At 60.8% G+C, this 16,611-nt stretch carries 14 protein-coding genes and 1 tRNA gene; 4 read left to right on the plus strand and 11 right to left on the minus strand.

Annotation, left to right across the window (positions count from 1 at the left end):
• Window positions 1-132 precede the first annotated feature (132 nt).
• The 6 genes from clpP to BM062_RS04770 all read right to left on the minus strand — a co-directional run bounded on the left by clpP (window position 133) and on the right by BM062_RS04770 (window position 7,559).
• A complete protein-coding gene (clpP, locus tag BM062_RS04745) occupies window positions 133-759 on the minus strand; it encodes an ATP-dependent Clp endopeptidase proteolytic subunit ClpP (RefSeq protein ID WP_092393953.1) in 627 nt (208 codons plus the stop codon).
• 86 nt (window positions 760-845) lie between these two features.
• The gene (gene tig, locus BM062_RS04750) at window positions 846-2,198 is read right to left on the minus strand and encodes a trigger factor (RefSeq protein WP_092393956.1); all 1,353 of its coding nucleotides are present in this window, start codon (window positions 2,196-2,198) and stop codon (window positions 846-848) included.
• Between the two features lie 170 nt (window positions 2,199-2,368).
• Complete coding sequence (locus BM062_RS04755; protein WP_175500889.1) at window positions 2,369-2,866, minus strand: CreA family protein; 498 nt, start codon at window positions 2,864-2,866, stop codon at window positions 2,369-2,371.
• Window positions 2,867-3,019: 153 nt separating this feature from the next.
• A tRNA-Leu gene (locus BM062_RS04760) sits at window positions 3,020-3,106 on the minus strand.
• Between the two features lie 116 nt (window positions 3,107-3,222).
• On the minus strand, window positions 3,223-6,345 hold the full coding sequence (locus BM062_RS04765) for an efflux RND transporter permease subunit (protein WP_092393959.1): 3,123 nt from the start codon (window positions 6,343-6,345) through the stop codon (window positions 3,223-3,225).
• On the minus strand, window positions 6,342-7,559 hold the full coding sequence (locus tag BM062_RS04770) for an efflux RND transporter periplasmic adaptor subunit (RefSeq protein WP_092393962.1): 1,218 nt from the start codon (window positions 7,557-7,559) through the stop codon (window positions 6,342-6,344). Before BM062_RS04770 ends, BM062_RS04765 begins: the two co-directional genes overlap by 4 nt.
• 224 nt (window positions 7,560-7,783) lie before the next feature.
• Between BM062_RS04770 and hpnC the strand changes: the two genes are divergently transcribed.
• The 4 genes from hpnC to BM062_RS04790 all read left to right on the plus strand — a co-directional run bounded on the left by hpnC (window position 7,784) and on the right by BM062_RS04790 (window position 12,156).
• A complete protein-coding gene (hpnC, locus tag BM062_RS04775) occupies window positions 7,784-8,596 on the plus strand; it encodes a squalene synthase HpnC (protein ID WP_092393965.1) in 813 nt (270 codons plus the stop codon).
• A gap of 89 nt (window positions 8,597-8,685) precedes the next feature.
• On the plus strand, window positions 8,686-9,519 hold the full coding sequence (hpnD, locus tag BM062_RS04780; protein ID WP_092393968.1) for a presqualene diphosphate synthase HpnD: 834 nt from the start codon (window positions 8,686-8,688) through the stop codon (window positions 9,517-9,519).
• 41 nt (window positions 9,520-9,560) lie between these two features.
• Window positions 9,561-10,910: a hydroxysqualene dehydroxylase HpnE gene (gene hpnE, locus BM062_RS04785; protein ID WP_254784924.1), complete on the plus strand. Its 1,350-nt coding sequence runs from the start codon at window positions 9,561-9,563 to the stop codon at window positions 10,908-10,910.
• A gap of 115 nt (window positions 10,911-11,025) precedes the next feature.
• Window positions 11,026-12,156, plus strand: a complete 1,131-nt coding sequence (locus BM062_RS04790; RefSeq protein WP_092393974.1) for an alpha-hydroxy acid oxidase — start codon at window positions 11,026-11,028, stop codon at window positions 12,154-12,156.
• 15 nt (window positions 12,157-12,171) lie between these two features.
• On the opposite strand, the gene BM062_RS04795 is transcribed toward BM062_RS04790, so the two are convergent.
• The 5 genes from BM062_RS04795 to BM062_RS04815 form a co-directional block, all read right to left on the minus strand.
• Complete coding sequence (locus tag BM062_RS04795; RefSeq protein WP_092393977.1) at window positions 12,172-12,855, minus strand: ankyrin repeat domain-containing protein; 684 nt, start codon at window positions 12,853-12,855, stop codon at window positions 12,172-12,174.
• Window positions 12,848-13,642, minus strand: a complete 795-nt coding sequence (locus BM062_RS04800) for a TatD family hydrolase (protein WP_092393980.1) — start codon at window positions 13,640-13,642, stop codon at window positions 12,848-12,850. Before BM062_RS04800 ends, BM062_RS04795 begins: the two co-directional genes overlap by 8 nt.
• A 92-nt stretch (window positions 13,643-13,734) precedes the next feature.
• The gene (gene rph, locus BM062_RS04805; protein ID WP_092393983.1) at window positions 13,735-14,469 is read right to left on the minus strand and encodes a ribonuclease PH; all 735 of its coding nucleotides are present in this window, start codon (window positions 14,467-14,469) and stop codon (window positions 13,735-13,737) included.
• Window positions 14,470-14,596: 127 nt separating this feature from the next.
• A complete protein-coding gene (locus tag BM062_RS04810; RefSeq protein WP_092393986.1) occupies window positions 14,597-15,511 on the minus strand; it encodes a PP2C family protein-serine/threonine phosphatase in 915 nt (304 codons plus the stop codon).
• Window positions 15,512-15,579: 68 nt separating this feature from the next.
• Complete coding sequence (locus BM062_RS04815) at window positions 15,580-16,596, minus strand: serine/threonine protein kinase (RefSeq protein WP_014006434.1); 1,017 nt, start codon at window positions 16,594-16,596, stop codon at window positions 15,580-15,582.
• Window positions 16,597-16,611: the final 15 nt, after the last annotated feature.

The raw sequence follows: 16,611 nt of genomic DNA on the forward strand, positions 1-16,611 counted from the left end.
TGGACCACAGCATCGATTCGCGGTATGGATTTTATCTTACCCGCGAAATCCGGATTCGTCACGCCTGGGCGATTTTTGAAAAGCAAAACGCCCGTACCTTTGGGGCCGGGCGTTTCATTCGTTACGCAGCAATCAAGCGCGTGTCGCCAGGACTTTATCGATCAGGCCATATTCCACAGCCGCATCCGCGGACATGAAATTGTCCCGGTCCGTATCCTTGCTGATCTGCTCAATGCTTCTACCGGTCTTGTCAGCCAGGATGCCGTTCAGGCGTTCCCGCAGGTACAGGATTTCACGCGCCTGGATTTCGATATCCGAAGCCTGACCCTGGGCGCCGCCCAAAGGCTGGTGAATCATGATGCGCGAGTTAGGCAGCGAGAAACGCTTGCCCTTGGCGCCCGCAGCCAGCAGGAAAGCACCCATGGATGCCGCCATGCCGGTGCACAAGGTGGAGACTTCCGGCTTGACGAACTGCATGGTGTCGAAAATCGCCATGCCGGCAGACACCGAACCGCCAGGAGAATTGATATATAAAGAAATATCCTTGTCAGGATTTTCGCTTTCCAGGAACAGCAACTGCGCCACCACCAGGTTGGCGGTCTGGTCGTTGACCGGGCCTACCAGGAAAATGATGCGTTCGCGCAGCAAGCGCGAATAGATGTCATAGGAACGCTCACCGCGGCCACTCTGCTCAATCACGATAGGCACCATGCCAAGCATGTCAGTATCCAGTGCCGAATTACGATTAAAGCCTGTCATATTTTTCCTTATGGAGAGCGCTCAAAACTTAATCAAACCACCGAACCGGCCCAGGCTTGCCGCCTGGACCTTGGTACTGCACCTGATTAAGCTTGTTGCCCGTTGTTGCTCATTAATTCATCGAATGCAACCGATTTTTCAGTCACTTTCGATTTGCCCAGCACATAGTTAACGACGTTTTCTTCCAAAACAAGGGCTTCGACCTCTGCCAGGCGGCGGCGATCGCTGAAATAATATTTCAGGACTTGTTGCGGGTCTTCGTAGCTTTGCGCAAAGTCTTCCACTTGGGCTTTGACTTGCTCCGGGGTTGCCTGCAGCTTGTTTTCCTTGACCACTTCAGCCAGGATCAAGCCCAGGCGTACGCGACGCTCAGCCTGGGCTGTGAACAGCTCCGGCGGGAACGGCATGTCGTTGACCTTCATGCCGCGCTGCGCCATATCCTGGCGGGTCATTTCAACCAGGCGCTCGACATCCTGCTCGACCAGCGCTTTCGGCACTTCCAGGTCGCTGACCTTGATCAGCGCATCCATGACGCTGTCTTTGTTCTTGGCCTTGACGCGGGAACCGACTTCACGCTCCAGGTTGAGCTTGATGTCAGCGCGCATCTTGACCAGGTCGCCGTCGTCGATGCCCAGCGATTTAGCAAATTCTGCGTCGACTTCCGGCAGGTGCGCCCATTCCAGCTTCTTCAGCGTGATGGTGAATTCCGCGGTCTTGCCGGCGACATCCTTGCCGTGGTAATCGGCAGGAAAAGCCAGTTCAAACGTCTTGGCTTCGCCTACTTTCAGGCCGATGGTCGCGTTTTCGAACTCAGGCAGCATGCGGCCTTCGCCCAGTACGTAAGCGTAGTCGTCGGCTTTGCCGCCCTGGAACTCAACGCCGTCGATCTTGCCGACGAAATCGACAGTCACGCGGTCGCCGTTCTTGGCTGTCAGGTCGCTGCCGCCATCGCCGTGCGCGCCTTGCTCGCCCTTGACGTGGTAGTGCACGCGCTGCTTGCGCAGGATATCGATGGTCTTGTCGATTTCAGCATCGCTGACTTCAGCCTTGGTCTTTTCGACTTCAACGGCGGTCAGGTCGCCGATCTTGACTTCAGGGTAGATTTCGAAAGTCGCGTCGAACGCCAGCGTACCTTCAGCCACGCCTTCGCTGTTCTTTGGCTCGATCTTCGGATAACCGGCAACGCGCAGGTTGTTTTCATTGGCAGCGGTGTTGAAGGCATTGCCGACTTTGTCGTTCAGCACTTCGGTTTCGACCTGGTAGCCGTATTGTGCAGCGACCATCTTCATCGGCACTTTACCTGGGCGGAAGCCAGGCGCTTTTGCAGTGCGGGCGCGAACCTTCAGGCGCTTTTCGACTTCGGTTTGCACTTCGCTCACAGCGATAGTGAGGGTAAGGCGGCGTTCAAGTTTATCCAGAGTTTCGACTGCAGTTGCCATGTGGATCGTCCAAAAATTAAAAATTCCGTGGTGCGGCTAAGGTAATGCGGGGTAAAACGATGAAAAGTTGTCATTTCCACCCCAACCCTGCCGCGCTAAAGTCCGATATTCTATACGTAAAACAGGCGGTTGCGCCAAAACGCGTCGCTCCGCCCGGGCAATAAGCTTGCTTATTTGAGCGGAATCGGGTTGCCGACCGGCACCGGCACCGCCGTAACGCTGTTTTGCGGGCTGCCGTCGACCAATTTATCCGAATAGGTCAGGTAGACCAGTGTATTCCGCTTCGGGTCGACCAGCCGCACGATATGCAGGCGCTTGAACAGCACCGACATGCGCTCGGTAAACACATCTTCCTGCAACGGCAGCTTGGCGCTGAACTGCACCGCGGCAACCTGGCGGCAGGCGATCGAGGCTTCCGCCCTGTCCTCCGCCAGCCCGACGGTGCCCTTGACGCCGCCGGTGCGTGCGCGCGACACGTAGCAGGTCACGCCCTGCACCTTGGGATCGTCGTACGCCTCGACCACGACGCGGTCATTGCGCCCGACCCAGCGGAATGCGGTGCTCACCTCGCCCACCTGCTCCGACGCCGCTTGCGCAGGGCCTGCGGCGATTGCCGCTAAACCAAGCATGCCAAGTAAAGCGGCCACTCCCAGGGATTTTGTATGCATATTTATTCCAGGAAAGAAATTGCGATTGTATGCCGAACAAACGATCCGCCGCTCGGCATTTGACGACCATGCGCGCAGACGTAAAAAAACCCTCTTCAAGAGGGTTCTTCCATGCTTAGCCAGCCGCCAATACATCGATATCATCGACACAGCTGGTGCGACCGAGAGGACTCGAACCTCCACAAGATTGCTCTCGACAGGACCTAAACCTGTTGCGTCTACCAATTTCGCCACGGTCGCATTTCCAACAAATACAGTGCAATCCCGCTCGGCAGGATTGGACAGCCCGCTATTCTACTGCAAGCCATCCGATATGGCGAGAGGCTGCCTTGTTTTCTCGCCATATTTCTACGCGTTTAGCCGTGGTGATCCGCAGCGGTCTCCGGCTGCGGCTTCTTGACCCGGAACCAGGCCGCATACAACGCCGGCAAAAACAGCAGGGTCAAGCCGGTCGCCACAATCAGGCCGCCCATGATCGCCACCGCCATCGGCCCCCAGAACACCGAACGCGACAAGGGGATCATCGCCAGCACCGCCGCCGCCGCGGTCAGCATGATCGGCCGGCAGCGCCGCACCGCGGATTCCACAATCGCATTCCACGGCGCCACGCCGTTGGCGATATCGTGCTCGATCTGGTCGATCAGGATCACCGAATTGCGGATGATCATGCCAAACAGTGCGATCACGCCCAGCTGGGCGACGAAACCGAACGGCCGCTGCAACAGCAGCAGCGCCGCCGCCGCACCCGCCACGCCGAGCGGCCCGGTCAGGAACACCAGCAAGGAGCGCGAAAAGCTGTGCAGCTGCAGCATCAGCAAAGTGAAGATAATGAAAATCACCAGCGGCACATTGGCGGCGATCGAATCCTGCGCCTTGCCGCTGTCATGGGCGGCGCCGGCGACGTCGATGATATAGCCGGGCGGCAGCTGGGCCCTGATCTTGTCGAGCTGCGGATCGATCTGGGCGGTCACCGTCGGCCCTTGCACGCCGTCGATCACATCCGCCTGCACCGTGATCGCCCAATTACGCCATTCGCGCCACACCACGCCCGGCTCCCACACCAGCTTGACGGTGGCGACCTGCGCCAGCGGCACCGACTTGCCGCTGGCGGTCGGCACGTTGGCCTGGTTCAGGGCGTCGATGGTGGCGCGCTCGTCCAGCGGCTGGCGCACCACGATATCGATCAGGCGGTCGTGTTCGCGGTACTGGCCGATGGTGGTGCCGGTCAGCATGGTGTTCACCGTCTGCATCACGGTTTGCGAACCGATGCCCAGCGTGCGCAGCTTATCCTGGTCGAGGTCGATCCGCAGCACCTTGACCGACTCGTTCCAGTTGTCGTTGAGGCCGGTGATATTCGGATTGCCGTTCATGACGCTCTTGACCTGGTCGGCAATTGTCCTGACCTTGGCGGCGTCGGTGCCGCTGACGCGGAACTGCACCGCATACGGCACCGGCGGGCCGCTAGGCAGCAGCTTGACGCGCCCCCGGACTTCCGGGAAACCGTGCTTGAACGCTTCGGTAATGCGCAGGCGCAAGGCGTCGCGCGCCGCCAGGTCCTTGGTCAGCAGCACCAGCTGCGCCACATTGGTCTGCGGCAGGATCTGGTCCAGCGGCAGGTAAAAACGCGGGCTGCCGCTGCCGACATAAGTGGTCATGCTTTCCAGTTCGGGCGCGGCATGGATATACGCCTCGAATTTCTTGGCCTGGGCTTCGGTGGCGGCAAACGACGAACCTTCCGGCAGCCACAGCTCGATCATCAGCTCCGGCCGGCTGGAATCGGGGAAAAACTGCTCTTCGATAAACTTGAAGCCGAACACGCCCAGCGCAAACACCATCAAGGTCAAGGCGATGGTGGTCTTGCGCCACTCGACGCACCAGTTGACCGCGCGCCGGACGCGTGTATAGAACGGCGTATTGAACAATTCATGGCGGCCGTCGGCGCCGGCCGCCGGCTTCACTTTCAGCAGCAGGAAGCCGATATAGGGCGTAAACAGCACCGCCACCAGCCACGAAATCAGCAGCGCCAGCGCATTCACCGAAAACATGGAAAAGGTATATTCGCCGGCGGCCGACTTGGCCAGGCCGATCGGCAGGAAGCCGGCGGCGGTGATCAGGGTTCCGGTCAGCATCGGCATCGCGGTGGAGGTATAGGCAAAGGTCGCCGCCTCCAGCCGCGACAAGCCTTCTTCCATCTTGCGCACCATCATCTCCACCGCGATGATGGCGTCGTCCACCAGCAGGCCGAGGGCGATGATCAGCGCGCCCAGCGAAATCTTGTGCAGGTCGATGCTGAAAATGCTCATGAACAGGAAGGTTACCGCCAGCACCAGCGGAATGGTCAAGGCCACCACCAGGCCGGGCCGGACGTCGATGCGGAACGGCTTGGTATGGAACCCCAGCGACAGGAAACTCACCGCCAGCACGATCAGCACCGCCTCCATCAGGGTCTTCAGGAATTCATTGACCGATTCGGCGACGATTTTCGGCTGGTTCGAAACCCGCTCGAGGTCGATCCCGACCGGCAGCTTGGCCTTGATCTGGGCAGTCATCTTCTCCATGTCCTTGCCCAGGGAGATGATGTCGCCGCCCTTCGCCATCGACACGCCGAGTCCGATCACTTCCTTGCCGTTGAAGCGCATCTTGGTCTGCGGCGGATCCTGGTATTCGCGTTTGACGACGGCAAAATCTCCCAGCCTGAAGGTAGTGCTGTTGGCCCGCAGCTGCAGGTTTTCCAGGTCCTTGGGCGACGCCAGCGCACCGCTGACGCGGATCTGCAGGTTGTCGGTGGCGGTGGCCAGCACCCCGGTCGACTGCAAGGCGTTTTGCGCGCTCAGCTGGTTGACGATGTCTTGCACCGTAATGCCCAGCTGCGAGAATTTTTTCTGCGAAAATTCGATGAATATCTTTTCATCCTGGACGCCGAACAAATCCACCTTGGCGACCGAGGGCAAGGTCAGCAATTGCTGCCGCACGAAATCGGCATAGTCCTTGACGTCGGCATAATTGAAGCCGTCGCCGGAAACCGCAAAAATCGAGCCGTAGGTTTCGCCGAACTCATCGTTGAAGAACGGCCCCACCACGCCTGGCGGCAAGGTCTGCTTGATGTCGTTGATTTTCTTGCGCACCTGGTACCAGGCATCCGCCGTTTCCTTGGGCGGGGCCGATTCCTGCAAGGTCAGGATGATCAGCGTTTCGCCCGGCTTGGAATAGCTGCGGATGGTGTCGATGTGCGGCGTTTCCTGCAACTTCTTTTCCAGCTTGTCGGTGACCTGGTCGGCCATCTGCAAGGCGGTAGCGCCCGGCCACTGCGCCGACACCACCATGGCGCGGAAGGTGAACGGCGGATCTTCATCCTGCCCCAGGCGGCCATAGCTGAGGATGCCCCCGATCACCAGCACCACCATCAGGTAACGCGTCAGGGGTATGTGCTCCAGGGCCCAGCGCGACAGATTAAAACCGTTTTTTTTGTCATCGCTCATCGGGCTGCTCCGCCCGTTGCCGCCGCTGCGGAAGGTTCGGCATTATTGGACGCCAGCGGCGGGCTCGCCACCGCTTTGCCGGGCGGCAGGCTGCCTTCCGGCGCATTCAGGATCGTGACTTTCTGTCCCGGCTTGAGCTGGTTGACGCCGGCGGTCACCACCTGCTGGCCGGCGCGCAGGTCGCCTTGTATCCATACTTCATTGCCGTGCTGGCCGTTGATCTGCACCGGCACCTGGCGCACCTGGTGCACCGTGCTGCCGTCGACCACCCATACCGCGCTATGGTCCTGCACCCGCAACAGCGCGGTGAGCGGCACCTTGATCGCATTGTCGCTGGTCTTGCTGGTGAAACTGGCGTAGGCGGTCATGCCCAGCTTGACGTTAGGCGTATCGTCCGGGATCGAGATCTTGATGGCGTAAGTGCGCGTCACCGGATCGGCAATCGGCGAAACCTCGCGCACCGTGCCGCGGATCACTTGTTTTGGATCAGCCCACAAACGTACCTGCACATCGCTGCTGCCGCGCAATTTGTCGACCTGGTTTTCCGGCGCCCCGACCACCACTTCCTTGGCGCCCTGGCGAGCCACGCTGACCACCGGCGTGCCGGCTGCAACCACCTGGCCGGCTTCGGCGCTGATGGCGGTGACCACCCCGTCCACATCCGATTCCAGGGTCGCGTAAGCGGTCTGGTTCAACTGCCCCTTGAATGCGGCTTCGGCCTGGTCATAAGTCGCTTGCGCGGCCTTGTACGCGGTATCTTTCGCATCCAGCACGGCTTGGCTGACAAAGTTCTTGTCGCGCAGGTCCTGGTAGCGTTTCAGGTCGGCCTTGGCGGTATCGCGGTTGCTGGCGGCCGAGCTGACGGCGGCCACCGCTTGCGCCTGCGCCAGCTGCAGGTCCTTGGGATCGAGCCGCATCAGCACCTGGCCGCGCTTGACGACCGTGCCGACATCGACCTGGCGCGCAATGATCTTGCCGGCCACCCGGAAACCCAGCTGCGATTCATAGCGGGCCTGCACCGCGCCCGGAAATTCAGAGGTGACGTCGGCATTGGCCGGATTCAGCACCACCACCCGCACCGGGCGGATATCTTCGACCTTTTCAGCGGGCTTGGAACAGGCAGCCAACAGTAATGTGCAAATAAGCAACAAACCGGGAGCGCGCATGCGCACCAAGGTAGCTGCGGACGGACGCGGATTTATCTGGGTCAACACGTTTTTTCCTTTACTATTCTGGGCGGTCGTTAGCTGTCGTTGCCGGTTTACGCAGCACCGTTCGGCAGGTCATAAAACAATCGATTGCCGAAGCTTCTCACAAATTAATAACTTTCAGGTCAGTTATTATAATTGCGCCGGATTAAGTTTGACCAAAGCTTTTTTTATGCCGGACAATTAGAGACAAATAATGCTTTTTTAATAAAAAAATTCTACCCGCCCTAATGTCCACCAACCATTACGAAAATTTCCCGGTCGCCTCCCTGCTGCTGCCGGCCCGGCTGCGTCCCGCAGTCAGGGCGATCTACGCCTTTGCCCGCAGCGCCGACGACATCGCCGATGAAGGCGACGCCGCTCCCGAGCAGCGCCTGCGCGCATTGCATGCGTACGAGACCGCTTTGGACAGGATAGAACATAAGCAGGCCGCGGAAAGCAGCTTGTTTCAAGCGCTGGAACAGGTGATCGCGGAATACCGGCTGCCGCTGGCGCCGTTCCGCGACCTGCTGTCGGCCTTCAAGCAAGATGTGGTCACCACCCGCTACAGCCAGTTTCCCGAGCTGCTCGACTACTGCCGGCGCTCGGCCAATCCGGTCGGCGCCCTGATGCTGCACCTGTATGGGGCGGCGAACGAACAGAACCTGCGCGATTCGGACGCCATCTGTTCGGCATTGCAATTGATTAACTTCTGGCAAGACGTAGCGATCGACTGGGACAAGGCCAGGATTTATCTGCCGCTGGAAGACTTGCAGCGTTTCGGTGTATCGCAGGCGCAGCTTGCCAGCGGCACGGTGGACCACGCCTGGCGTCGGCTGATGCAGTTCGAGGTGCAGCGTGCACGCAACATGATGACCGGTGCCCAGGCGCTGGCGCTGCGGCTGCCGGGCCGGATCGGCTGGGAATTGCGGCTGGTGGTGCAAGGCGGCCTGCGCATCCTGGAGCTGCTGGAAGCGGCGGATTACGACATGTTCCGCCAACGGCCGAAACTGGGCAAGGCCGACTGGCTGCTGCTTGCCTGGCGGGCCCTGCGCATGAGATAAGCCAACAAAATCAGCAAACCACAACGCCGCTCTTATGCATTCTTACGTATACTTCGGGCAAATTGTTTTTTAAGCTGCTCCCCACATCCATGTCCCCAGACGATTACTGCCAGCAAAAAGCCGCCCAGAGCGGCTCCAGTTTTTATTACAGCTTCCTGTTCCTGCCGGCGGAACGGCGGCGCGCCATCACTGCGCTGTACGCCTTCTGCCGCGAAGTGGACGACACGGTCGACGATTGCACCGACGAAAGCGTGGCGCGCACCAAGCTGATGTGGTGGCGCAAGGAAATCGCCGCCATGCTGGCCGGCAATCCGTCCCATCCGGTCACCCAGGCCCTGCAACCTCACCTGCAGCCTTACGGACTGGAAGGCAAGCACCTGCAAGCCATTATCGACGGCATGGAAATGGACCTGAACCAGACCCGTTACCTGGATTACCCGGGCTTGAAGCAATACTGCTGGCATGTGGCAGGCGTGGTCGGCATCCTGTCGGCCAGCATCTTCGGCGTGAGCCAGCCGCAAACCCTGCAGTTTGCCGAAAAGCTCGGCCTGGCATTCCAGCTCACCAACATTATCCGCGACGTCGGCGAAGACGGCCGCAAGGGCCGCATCTACCTGCCGGTCAACGAGCTGCAGCAATTCAATGTCACCGCCGCCGACATCCTGAATGCGCGTTACAGCGAGAATTTTGTCAACCTGATGCGCTTCCAGGTAGCGCGCGCGCAGCAGGCTTACGACGAAGCATTTGCCTTGCTGCCCAAGGCAGACCGGCGCGCCCAGCGCCCCGGCCTGATGATGGCGGCCATCTACCGCGCGCTGCTGGGTGAAATCGAGCGCGACGGCTTCCATGTATTGAACCAGCGCATTTCGCTCACGCCGATCCGTAAACTCTGGCTGGCTTGGAAAACCTATGTGCGCGGCTGACTGCGTCGCATCGCGGCTCCTGCCCCTGCGCTGACATGGCCATGGAAATGCAACAGGTCGCAGTGATCGGCGCCGGCTGGGCCGGTTGCAGCGCCGCCGTCGAACTGACCCAGGCCGGCCACCAGGTAACCTTGTTCGAAGCCAGCCGCCAGCTCGGCGGCCGGGCCCGGCGCGTCGACATCAACGAAACCATACTGGACAACGGCCAGCACATCCTGCTGGGCGCCTACAGCCAGACCCTGCAAATGATGCGCAAGGTCGGCATCGATCCGGCCAGCGTCATGCTGCGCCTGCCGCTGCAGATGTGTTACCCGGCCGATAGCGGCGGCATGACTTTTGTGGCTCCGCGCTTGCCGGCGCCCTTGCACCTGCTGGCGGCATTGCTGCGCGCCGACGGCCTCGAGCGCCAGGACAAGCTGGCGCTGGCGCGCTTTTCTTCAGCGGCGCGCTGGATGGGCTGGCAACTGCATGACGATTGCAGCGTCAGCACGCTGCTGGAACGGTTCGACCAGACCGAGCGCCTGATCCGGCTGATGTGGCGCCCGCTCTGCATCGCCGCGCTGAATACCCCGCCGGAGCAAGCCTCGGCGCAGGTTTTCCTGGCAGTGCTGCGCGACAGCCTGGGCGCCCGCAGGAGCGCCTCCGACATGCTGCTGCCGCGTACCGATCTGAGCAACCTGTTCCCGCAACAGGCGGCTGCCTTCATCGAGGAACGCGGCGGCAACGTTGAATCCGGCCACAGCATCAGGCAACTGCAGCGCCACGGCGAACGATGGCAGCTGCAAGGCAGCGAGGCAAGCATGGATTTCGACGCCGTCGTGATCGCCACGCCGCCCGAAACCGCGGCAACGCTGCTGGATGGCTGCGCAGATGCGGCGCTGCTGGCAACCTTGCGCGGTTTCGACTACGAGCCGATCACCACCTGCTACCTGCAGTACCCGGCCGCCACGCGCTTGCCGCGCCCGTTCTTCGCCTTGCTGGACGATCCGGGAAACGCCGGCGACAGCGCCGCCTGGGGCCAGTTCGTATTCGACCGCGGCCAGCTCGATGCGGCCCAGGCCGGTTTGCTGGCAGTCGTCATCAGTGCTTCGTCCGAGGCTATACAGGCCGGCCATGAGGCGCTGGCAAAAGCGGTCGCCGCACAGCTGGCCACAGCCTTCAGGCAGCCGCAGCTGGCGTCGCCCGCCTGGACCCAGGTCATTTCAGAGAAGCGCGCCACATTCGCCTGCACCCCGGGCCTGGCGCGGCCAGCCAACGACACCGGCCTCGGCAAGCTGCTGCTGGCCGGCGACTATACCGCCAGCGATTATCCGGCGACGCTGGAATCGGCAGTGCGCAGCGGCAGGCTGGCGGCGCAGGCATTGCTGGCGCAGATACGCGAAGCCAGGTGAAAATGCTTCATGCCAGGCGTCAATTGAATTGCACCGTGGATGCATTGTTTTCATCTAAGATAGTGGCAACAGCGCGGCAACAGCGACACACAACAAAATCTAGCGGAGAGCCCCCATGTCTGTAATCACCTGCGTCGAAGACCTGCGCGTACTGGCCAAGAAACGCGTGCCAAAAGCGTTTTACGACTATGCCGACAGCGGCTCCTACACCGAATCCACCTATCGCGCCAACAGCAGCGACCTGGCCGCCCTGCACCTGCGCCAGCGGGTCGCCATCAACGTCGACCAGCGCTCTACCCGCAGCAGCATGATCGGTGAAGAAGTGACGATGCCGGTGGCGATTGCCCCTACCGGCTTGACCGGCATGCAATGGGCCAACGGTGAAATGCTGGGCGCCATCGCTGCCGAAAAATTCGGCATCCCGTTCACCCTGTCGACCATGAGCATCTGCTCCATCGAAGATGTCGCCAGCGTGACCACCAAGCCGTTCTGGTTCCAGCTGTATGTCATGCGCGACCGCGGTTTCATCAAATCCCTGATCGAACGCGCCAAGGCCGCCAAATGTTCCGCCCTGGTGCTGACGCTGGACCTGCAGATTCTCGGCCAACGCCACAAAGACTTGAAAAACGGCATGTCGGTGCCGCCGAAAATGACCCTGGCCAACCTGCTCGACCTTGCCACCAAGCCAGGCTGGGCCCTGCGCGCGCTGGGCGGCCGCAAGTCTTTCGGCAACCTGGCGGGCCACGTCTCCGGCGCCGACGGCATCATGACCCTGAGCAAATGGACCGCCAGCCAGTTCGATCCGACCCTGAACTGGGACGACATCGCCTGGATCAAGGAACAATGGGGCGGCAAGCTGATCCTGAAAGGCATCCTCGACGTCGAGGACGCCAAGATCGCCGCCACCACCGGCGCCGACGCCATCGTCGTCAGCAACCACGGCGGCCGCCAGCTGGATGGCGCGGTATCGTCGATCTCGGCGCTGCCGGCGATCGTCGAGGCGGTGGGCGACCAGATCGAAGTCTGGTTCGACGGCGGCATCCGCAGCGGCCAGGATGTGCTGAAAGCGGTCGCCCTCGGCGCCAAAGGCACCATGATCGGCCGCGCCTTCCTGTATAGCCTGGGAGCGATGGGAGAAGCCGGCGTCACCAGGATGCTGCAGATATTGCAGCAGGAACTGGATGTCAGCATGGCGCTGACCGGCACTAAAGATATCAAGGATGCGGGACCCCACATCCTTACTTGATTAATTAATCAAGGATTACAGCTTGCCGGCTTTCTTGAGGCGGCTGGTCAAGCCGTCGGCGATGTCGTCGTGGTCGAATTTCCTGGCCAGGTCGATGGCGGTCATGCCGAGATCGTTTTTCAGGGTGACGTCGGCGCCGCTGTCGAGCAGCAGCTTGACGGTCTCGATCTTGCCGCCGCGCGCAGCCATCATGATCGGCGTCGTATTGTTGGGCGAGCCGGCGTCGATGTAGGCGGATGCGTCCAGCAGCATCTGCACGATTTCATTATTGCCGATCGCCGCCGCATAATGCAGCGCGGTCCAGCCGGTATTGTTGGGCTCGGCTTCCTTGTCCAGCAAAGCCTTCACCGCCGCCACATCACCTTTGTAGGAGGCTACCATCAACGCCGTGTCGCCGTTGCGTGCGCGCAGGTTGAGATCGATGCCTTTTGCATTGAGCAAAAGCGCGAAGACCTTCTTCGAATCTTCGTGCAAGGCCAATATCAGGCCGGTATCGCCGCGCTGTTTCTCCGCCAGGTTCGGGCTGACGCCCGCAGCCAGCAATTTCTTCATGCCGCGTTCGTCGTCCAGCCTGACCGCCTTGACATAGTCGTCGAGGTTGCTGGCCTGGCTCAATGACGGCAGGCAGCTCAGCGCCAGCAGCAGCAACATTGCCGAAAACCGCGAACCGCCGCTCCAGCGGCCAGATAAGTTAAGCATGCGCCTGATCCTTTGCCAGTTTGAACAAATTGAAAAAATTGTCGGTAGTCTGCTGCGCCACTTCGCTTGCCGGCACGCCTTTGAGATTCGCCAGGAACTCGCCGACATGCATGACCCAGCCCGGCTCGTTCATCTTGCCGCGATGCGGCACCGGCGCCAGGTAGGGCGAATCGGTTTCGATCAGGGTGCTGCTCAGCGGCACTGCCAGCGCCACCGCCTGCAATTCCTTGGCGCTCTTGAAGGTGACGATGCCGGAAAACGAAATGTAAAAACCCATCGCCATCGCCGCTTCGGCCACTTCCAGCGACTCGGTAAAACAGTGCATGACGCCGCCGGCGCCGCCGGCATCGGTGCCGGCGCCCTCTTCCTGCATGATGCGGATGGTGTCGGCGGAAGCGGCGCGGGTATGGATGATCAGCGGCTTGCCGGTCGCGCGCGAAGCCCGGATGTGGCGGCGGAAACGCTCGCGCTGCCATTCCAGGTCGCCCTGCAGGCGGTAGTAGTCAAGCCCCGTTTCACCGATGGCGATGATTTTCGGATGGTCGGAAAGGCGGATCAGGTCGTCGACGCTGGGTTCCGGCGTATCTTCATAATCGGGATGCACGCCGACCGAGGCATAGATGTGCGGATAGGTCTCGGCCAGCTCCAGCACCTGCGGAAAATCGGGCAGGTCAACCGATACGCATAACGCATGGGTCACCTGGTTTTGCGCCATCTTGGCGAGCACTTCCGGCATCCTGGCGGACAGCTCCGGAAAATTGATATGGCAGTGGGAATCGATATACATAGGCAGGATTATATCGCTTGCGCGCGCGCATCATCGGCGATCTGCGCGCGCAGCCGATATTTCAGCCTCGCGGTTTTGCCGGCGGAGGGACCTCAGTCGGCCAGGCCCAAAGCCTGTTTTTGCAGCTGGATCAGTTCGCCGATGCCGCCTTGCGCCAGGTCCAGCAAGCTGTTCAGCGTAGGACGGTCGAAGGCGACGCCTTCCGCGGTGCCCTGCACTTCGATGAAATGGCCGGTGTCGGTCATCACTACGTTCATGTCGGTGTCGCAGCCGGAATCTTCGACATAATCGAGGTCCAGCACCGGCGTGCCCTGGTAGACGCCGACCGAAATCGCCGCCACGAAATGTTTCAAGGGAATCGCGGCGATCGCCTTGTTCTCCAGCAGCCGTGCAAAGGCATCGTAAGCCGCCACCATGGCGCCGGTGATCGATGCGGTGCGGGTGCCGCCGTCGGCCTGGATCACGTCGCAGTCAAGATGCAGGGTGCGTTCGCCGAAAGCCTCCAGGTCAAACGCCGCGCGCAGCGAACGGCCGATCAGGCGCTGGATTTCCTGGGTGCGGCCGGATTGCTTGCCGCGCGCCGCCTCGCGGTCCATGCGGGTATTGGTGGAGCGCGGCAGCATGCCGTATTCGGCGGTCAGCCAGCCTTGTCCCTTGCCCTTCAGGAAACCCGGGACTTTTTCTTCCAGGCTGGCAGTGCAGATGACCTTGGTGTCGCCGAACTCGACCAGCACCGAACCCTCGGCGTGCTTGGTGTAGTTGCGGGTCAGGCGCACGCTGCGCAAGGCATCGGCGGCGCGGCCGCTAGGACGGGTAATGGTGGACATAATCAACTCATTTCTCAAATTTAATCGTTTATCTGACCAGTTGAGGACAGAGCCGCACGGGGAGTGTAATTCGCCGCGCTACGGTGGCTCTTAAACCCTACCCGGGCAGCTCTGTCCCGCAATAAAATCAAATATTTTTCTCAATCGCGCCGCGGATTTCCGCGATCGCCTGTTCGATGTCGGCATCGCTGAAGCCGTCCGGGGTGTCTGTCGCGCCAAGCCGCGGCGCCTGGATGGTGGTGGTCAGGCTGCCGATCGGCAGCGTGTGGGTGACGATCGAACTGGCCGGATCGTCGATGTTCGGGTCGGCGCCCCAGGCCATTGCCAAAGCAGTAATATTATCGCTGGTTTTGCCGGCAATCCCAAGCGCATTGTTCACCAGCTCAGGCACCGCCCGCACGATGGTGCTGGTCTGCAGCCGTTGCGCCAGCACGTGGTCAGGCAGCATCGACCACAGGCCGTCGGAGCACAGCAGCATGACGTCGCCCGCCTGCAGGCTGACGCGGCGCGACAGTTCGACGATCGGCATGTTGGTCGCGCCCAGGCAGTTGAACAGCTTGTTGCGGTCCGGGTGGGTGGCGCGCTCCGAAGGATCGGCCTTGCCTTGCGCAATCAGGCTCTCGATGCGTGAATGGTCGCGGGTGCGCGCCAGGATCTGGCCGTTGCGCATCCAGTACAGCCGCGAATCGCCGCAATGCGCCCAGAACGCGCTGTTGTGCTGGATCAGGCAGGCCACCACCGTGGTGCGCGGGGTTTCCGACAGCTTGTGCACTTCCCGGTAGCGGTGGATTTCCATATGGGCGGCATAGAAGGCGTCTTCCAGGAAACGCTCCGGCTTCTTGATATACGGCTGGGCATTCTTCTGGAACAGCGAGCCGATGGTCTGCATCGCGATGCTGGCGGCGATCTCGCCGTGCAGGTGGCCGCCCATGCCGTCGGTCAGCAGCAGCAGCAAGGCGTCACGCGTGAAACTGTAGCCCATCCGGTCCTGGTTGACTTTGCGGCCGCCGATATGGCTTTCTTGATAAACTGAAAATCGCATGACTATGTCTGGTTCTTGCTAAAAATACAGCGAATGCTGGGGCAATGAAGCGGCGTTTTTTTACTTGTTTACTGCGTATTTTCCTGGATGGTCGTATCCGGGTTGCTCTCGGCCTTGCGGCGGAACTGGATATGCGTGAAGAACACGTTGCGTATCTTGCGCGTGACCATGTCGCGCACGCTGACCTCCTCTTCCTGCACCGGCTCCATCAAGGCGCGCTGCACCGCGAACACGCTTTGCGGCCGCTGCAGCGGGTCGATCATCAGGCACCAGCGCACCACCTGGATCAGCTCCGGCGAATACAGCCCCTCCAGCTTGCGGAAGTGGCCTTCCATCTTGTCGTTGACCTTGCGCTGGTCCACCGGCTGCGGCGGCGCGCCGACCATGCAGGCGAAAATCGAGGCGCCGATGCTGTAGATGTCGGTCCACGGCCCCAGGTTGCCATTCCGCTCATACAATTCGGCCGGGGCAAAACCCGGCGTATACATCGGATACAGCTTGGGCGAGTCGGAGCGCAGGGTCTGGCGGGCGGCGCCGAAGTCCAGCAGGATCGGCGTGCCGTCGGCGCGCAGGTAGATATTCGCCGGCTTCAAGTCCAGGTGCAGCAACTTGTGGGTATGCACTTCGCGCAAGCCGTTCATCACGTGGCGGAACATCTTGCGGATGAATTTTTCCGACACCAGCGGTTTCTCCCCCTTGTCGCGGCGGCGCAGGATGTGTTCCTGCAGCGAGCGCCCCGATTCGTAGGCCATCACCATGTACACGGTTTCATTGGCGCGGAAGAAATTGATCACGCTCACCACGTTCGGATGGGCGATGCGCGCCAGCGCGCGGCCCTCCTCGAAGAAGCATTTGAGGCCGATGCGGAAGGTCGGCAGGTTTTCCGGCGAGATGGCCGGCGCCAGTTCTCCCCATTGGCGTAAAGCCAACGAACTCGGCAGATATTCCTTGATGGCGACTGCGTTGCCATCCTCGTCGTATGCCAGATAGACAATACTGAACCCGCCAGAAGCAATCTTCTTTACAATGCGGTATCCAGCAATTTTTAGCCCGTCAGGCAATGGTGCATTGTTTTGCGCGGCCATGCGATCCTACCTTAA

The organism is Collimonas sp. OK412 (assembly GCF_900112135.1).
Taxonomy (GTDB): Bacteria; Pseudomonadota; Gammaproteobacteria; order Burkholderiales; family Burkholderiaceae_D; genus Collimonas; species Collimonas rhizosphaerae.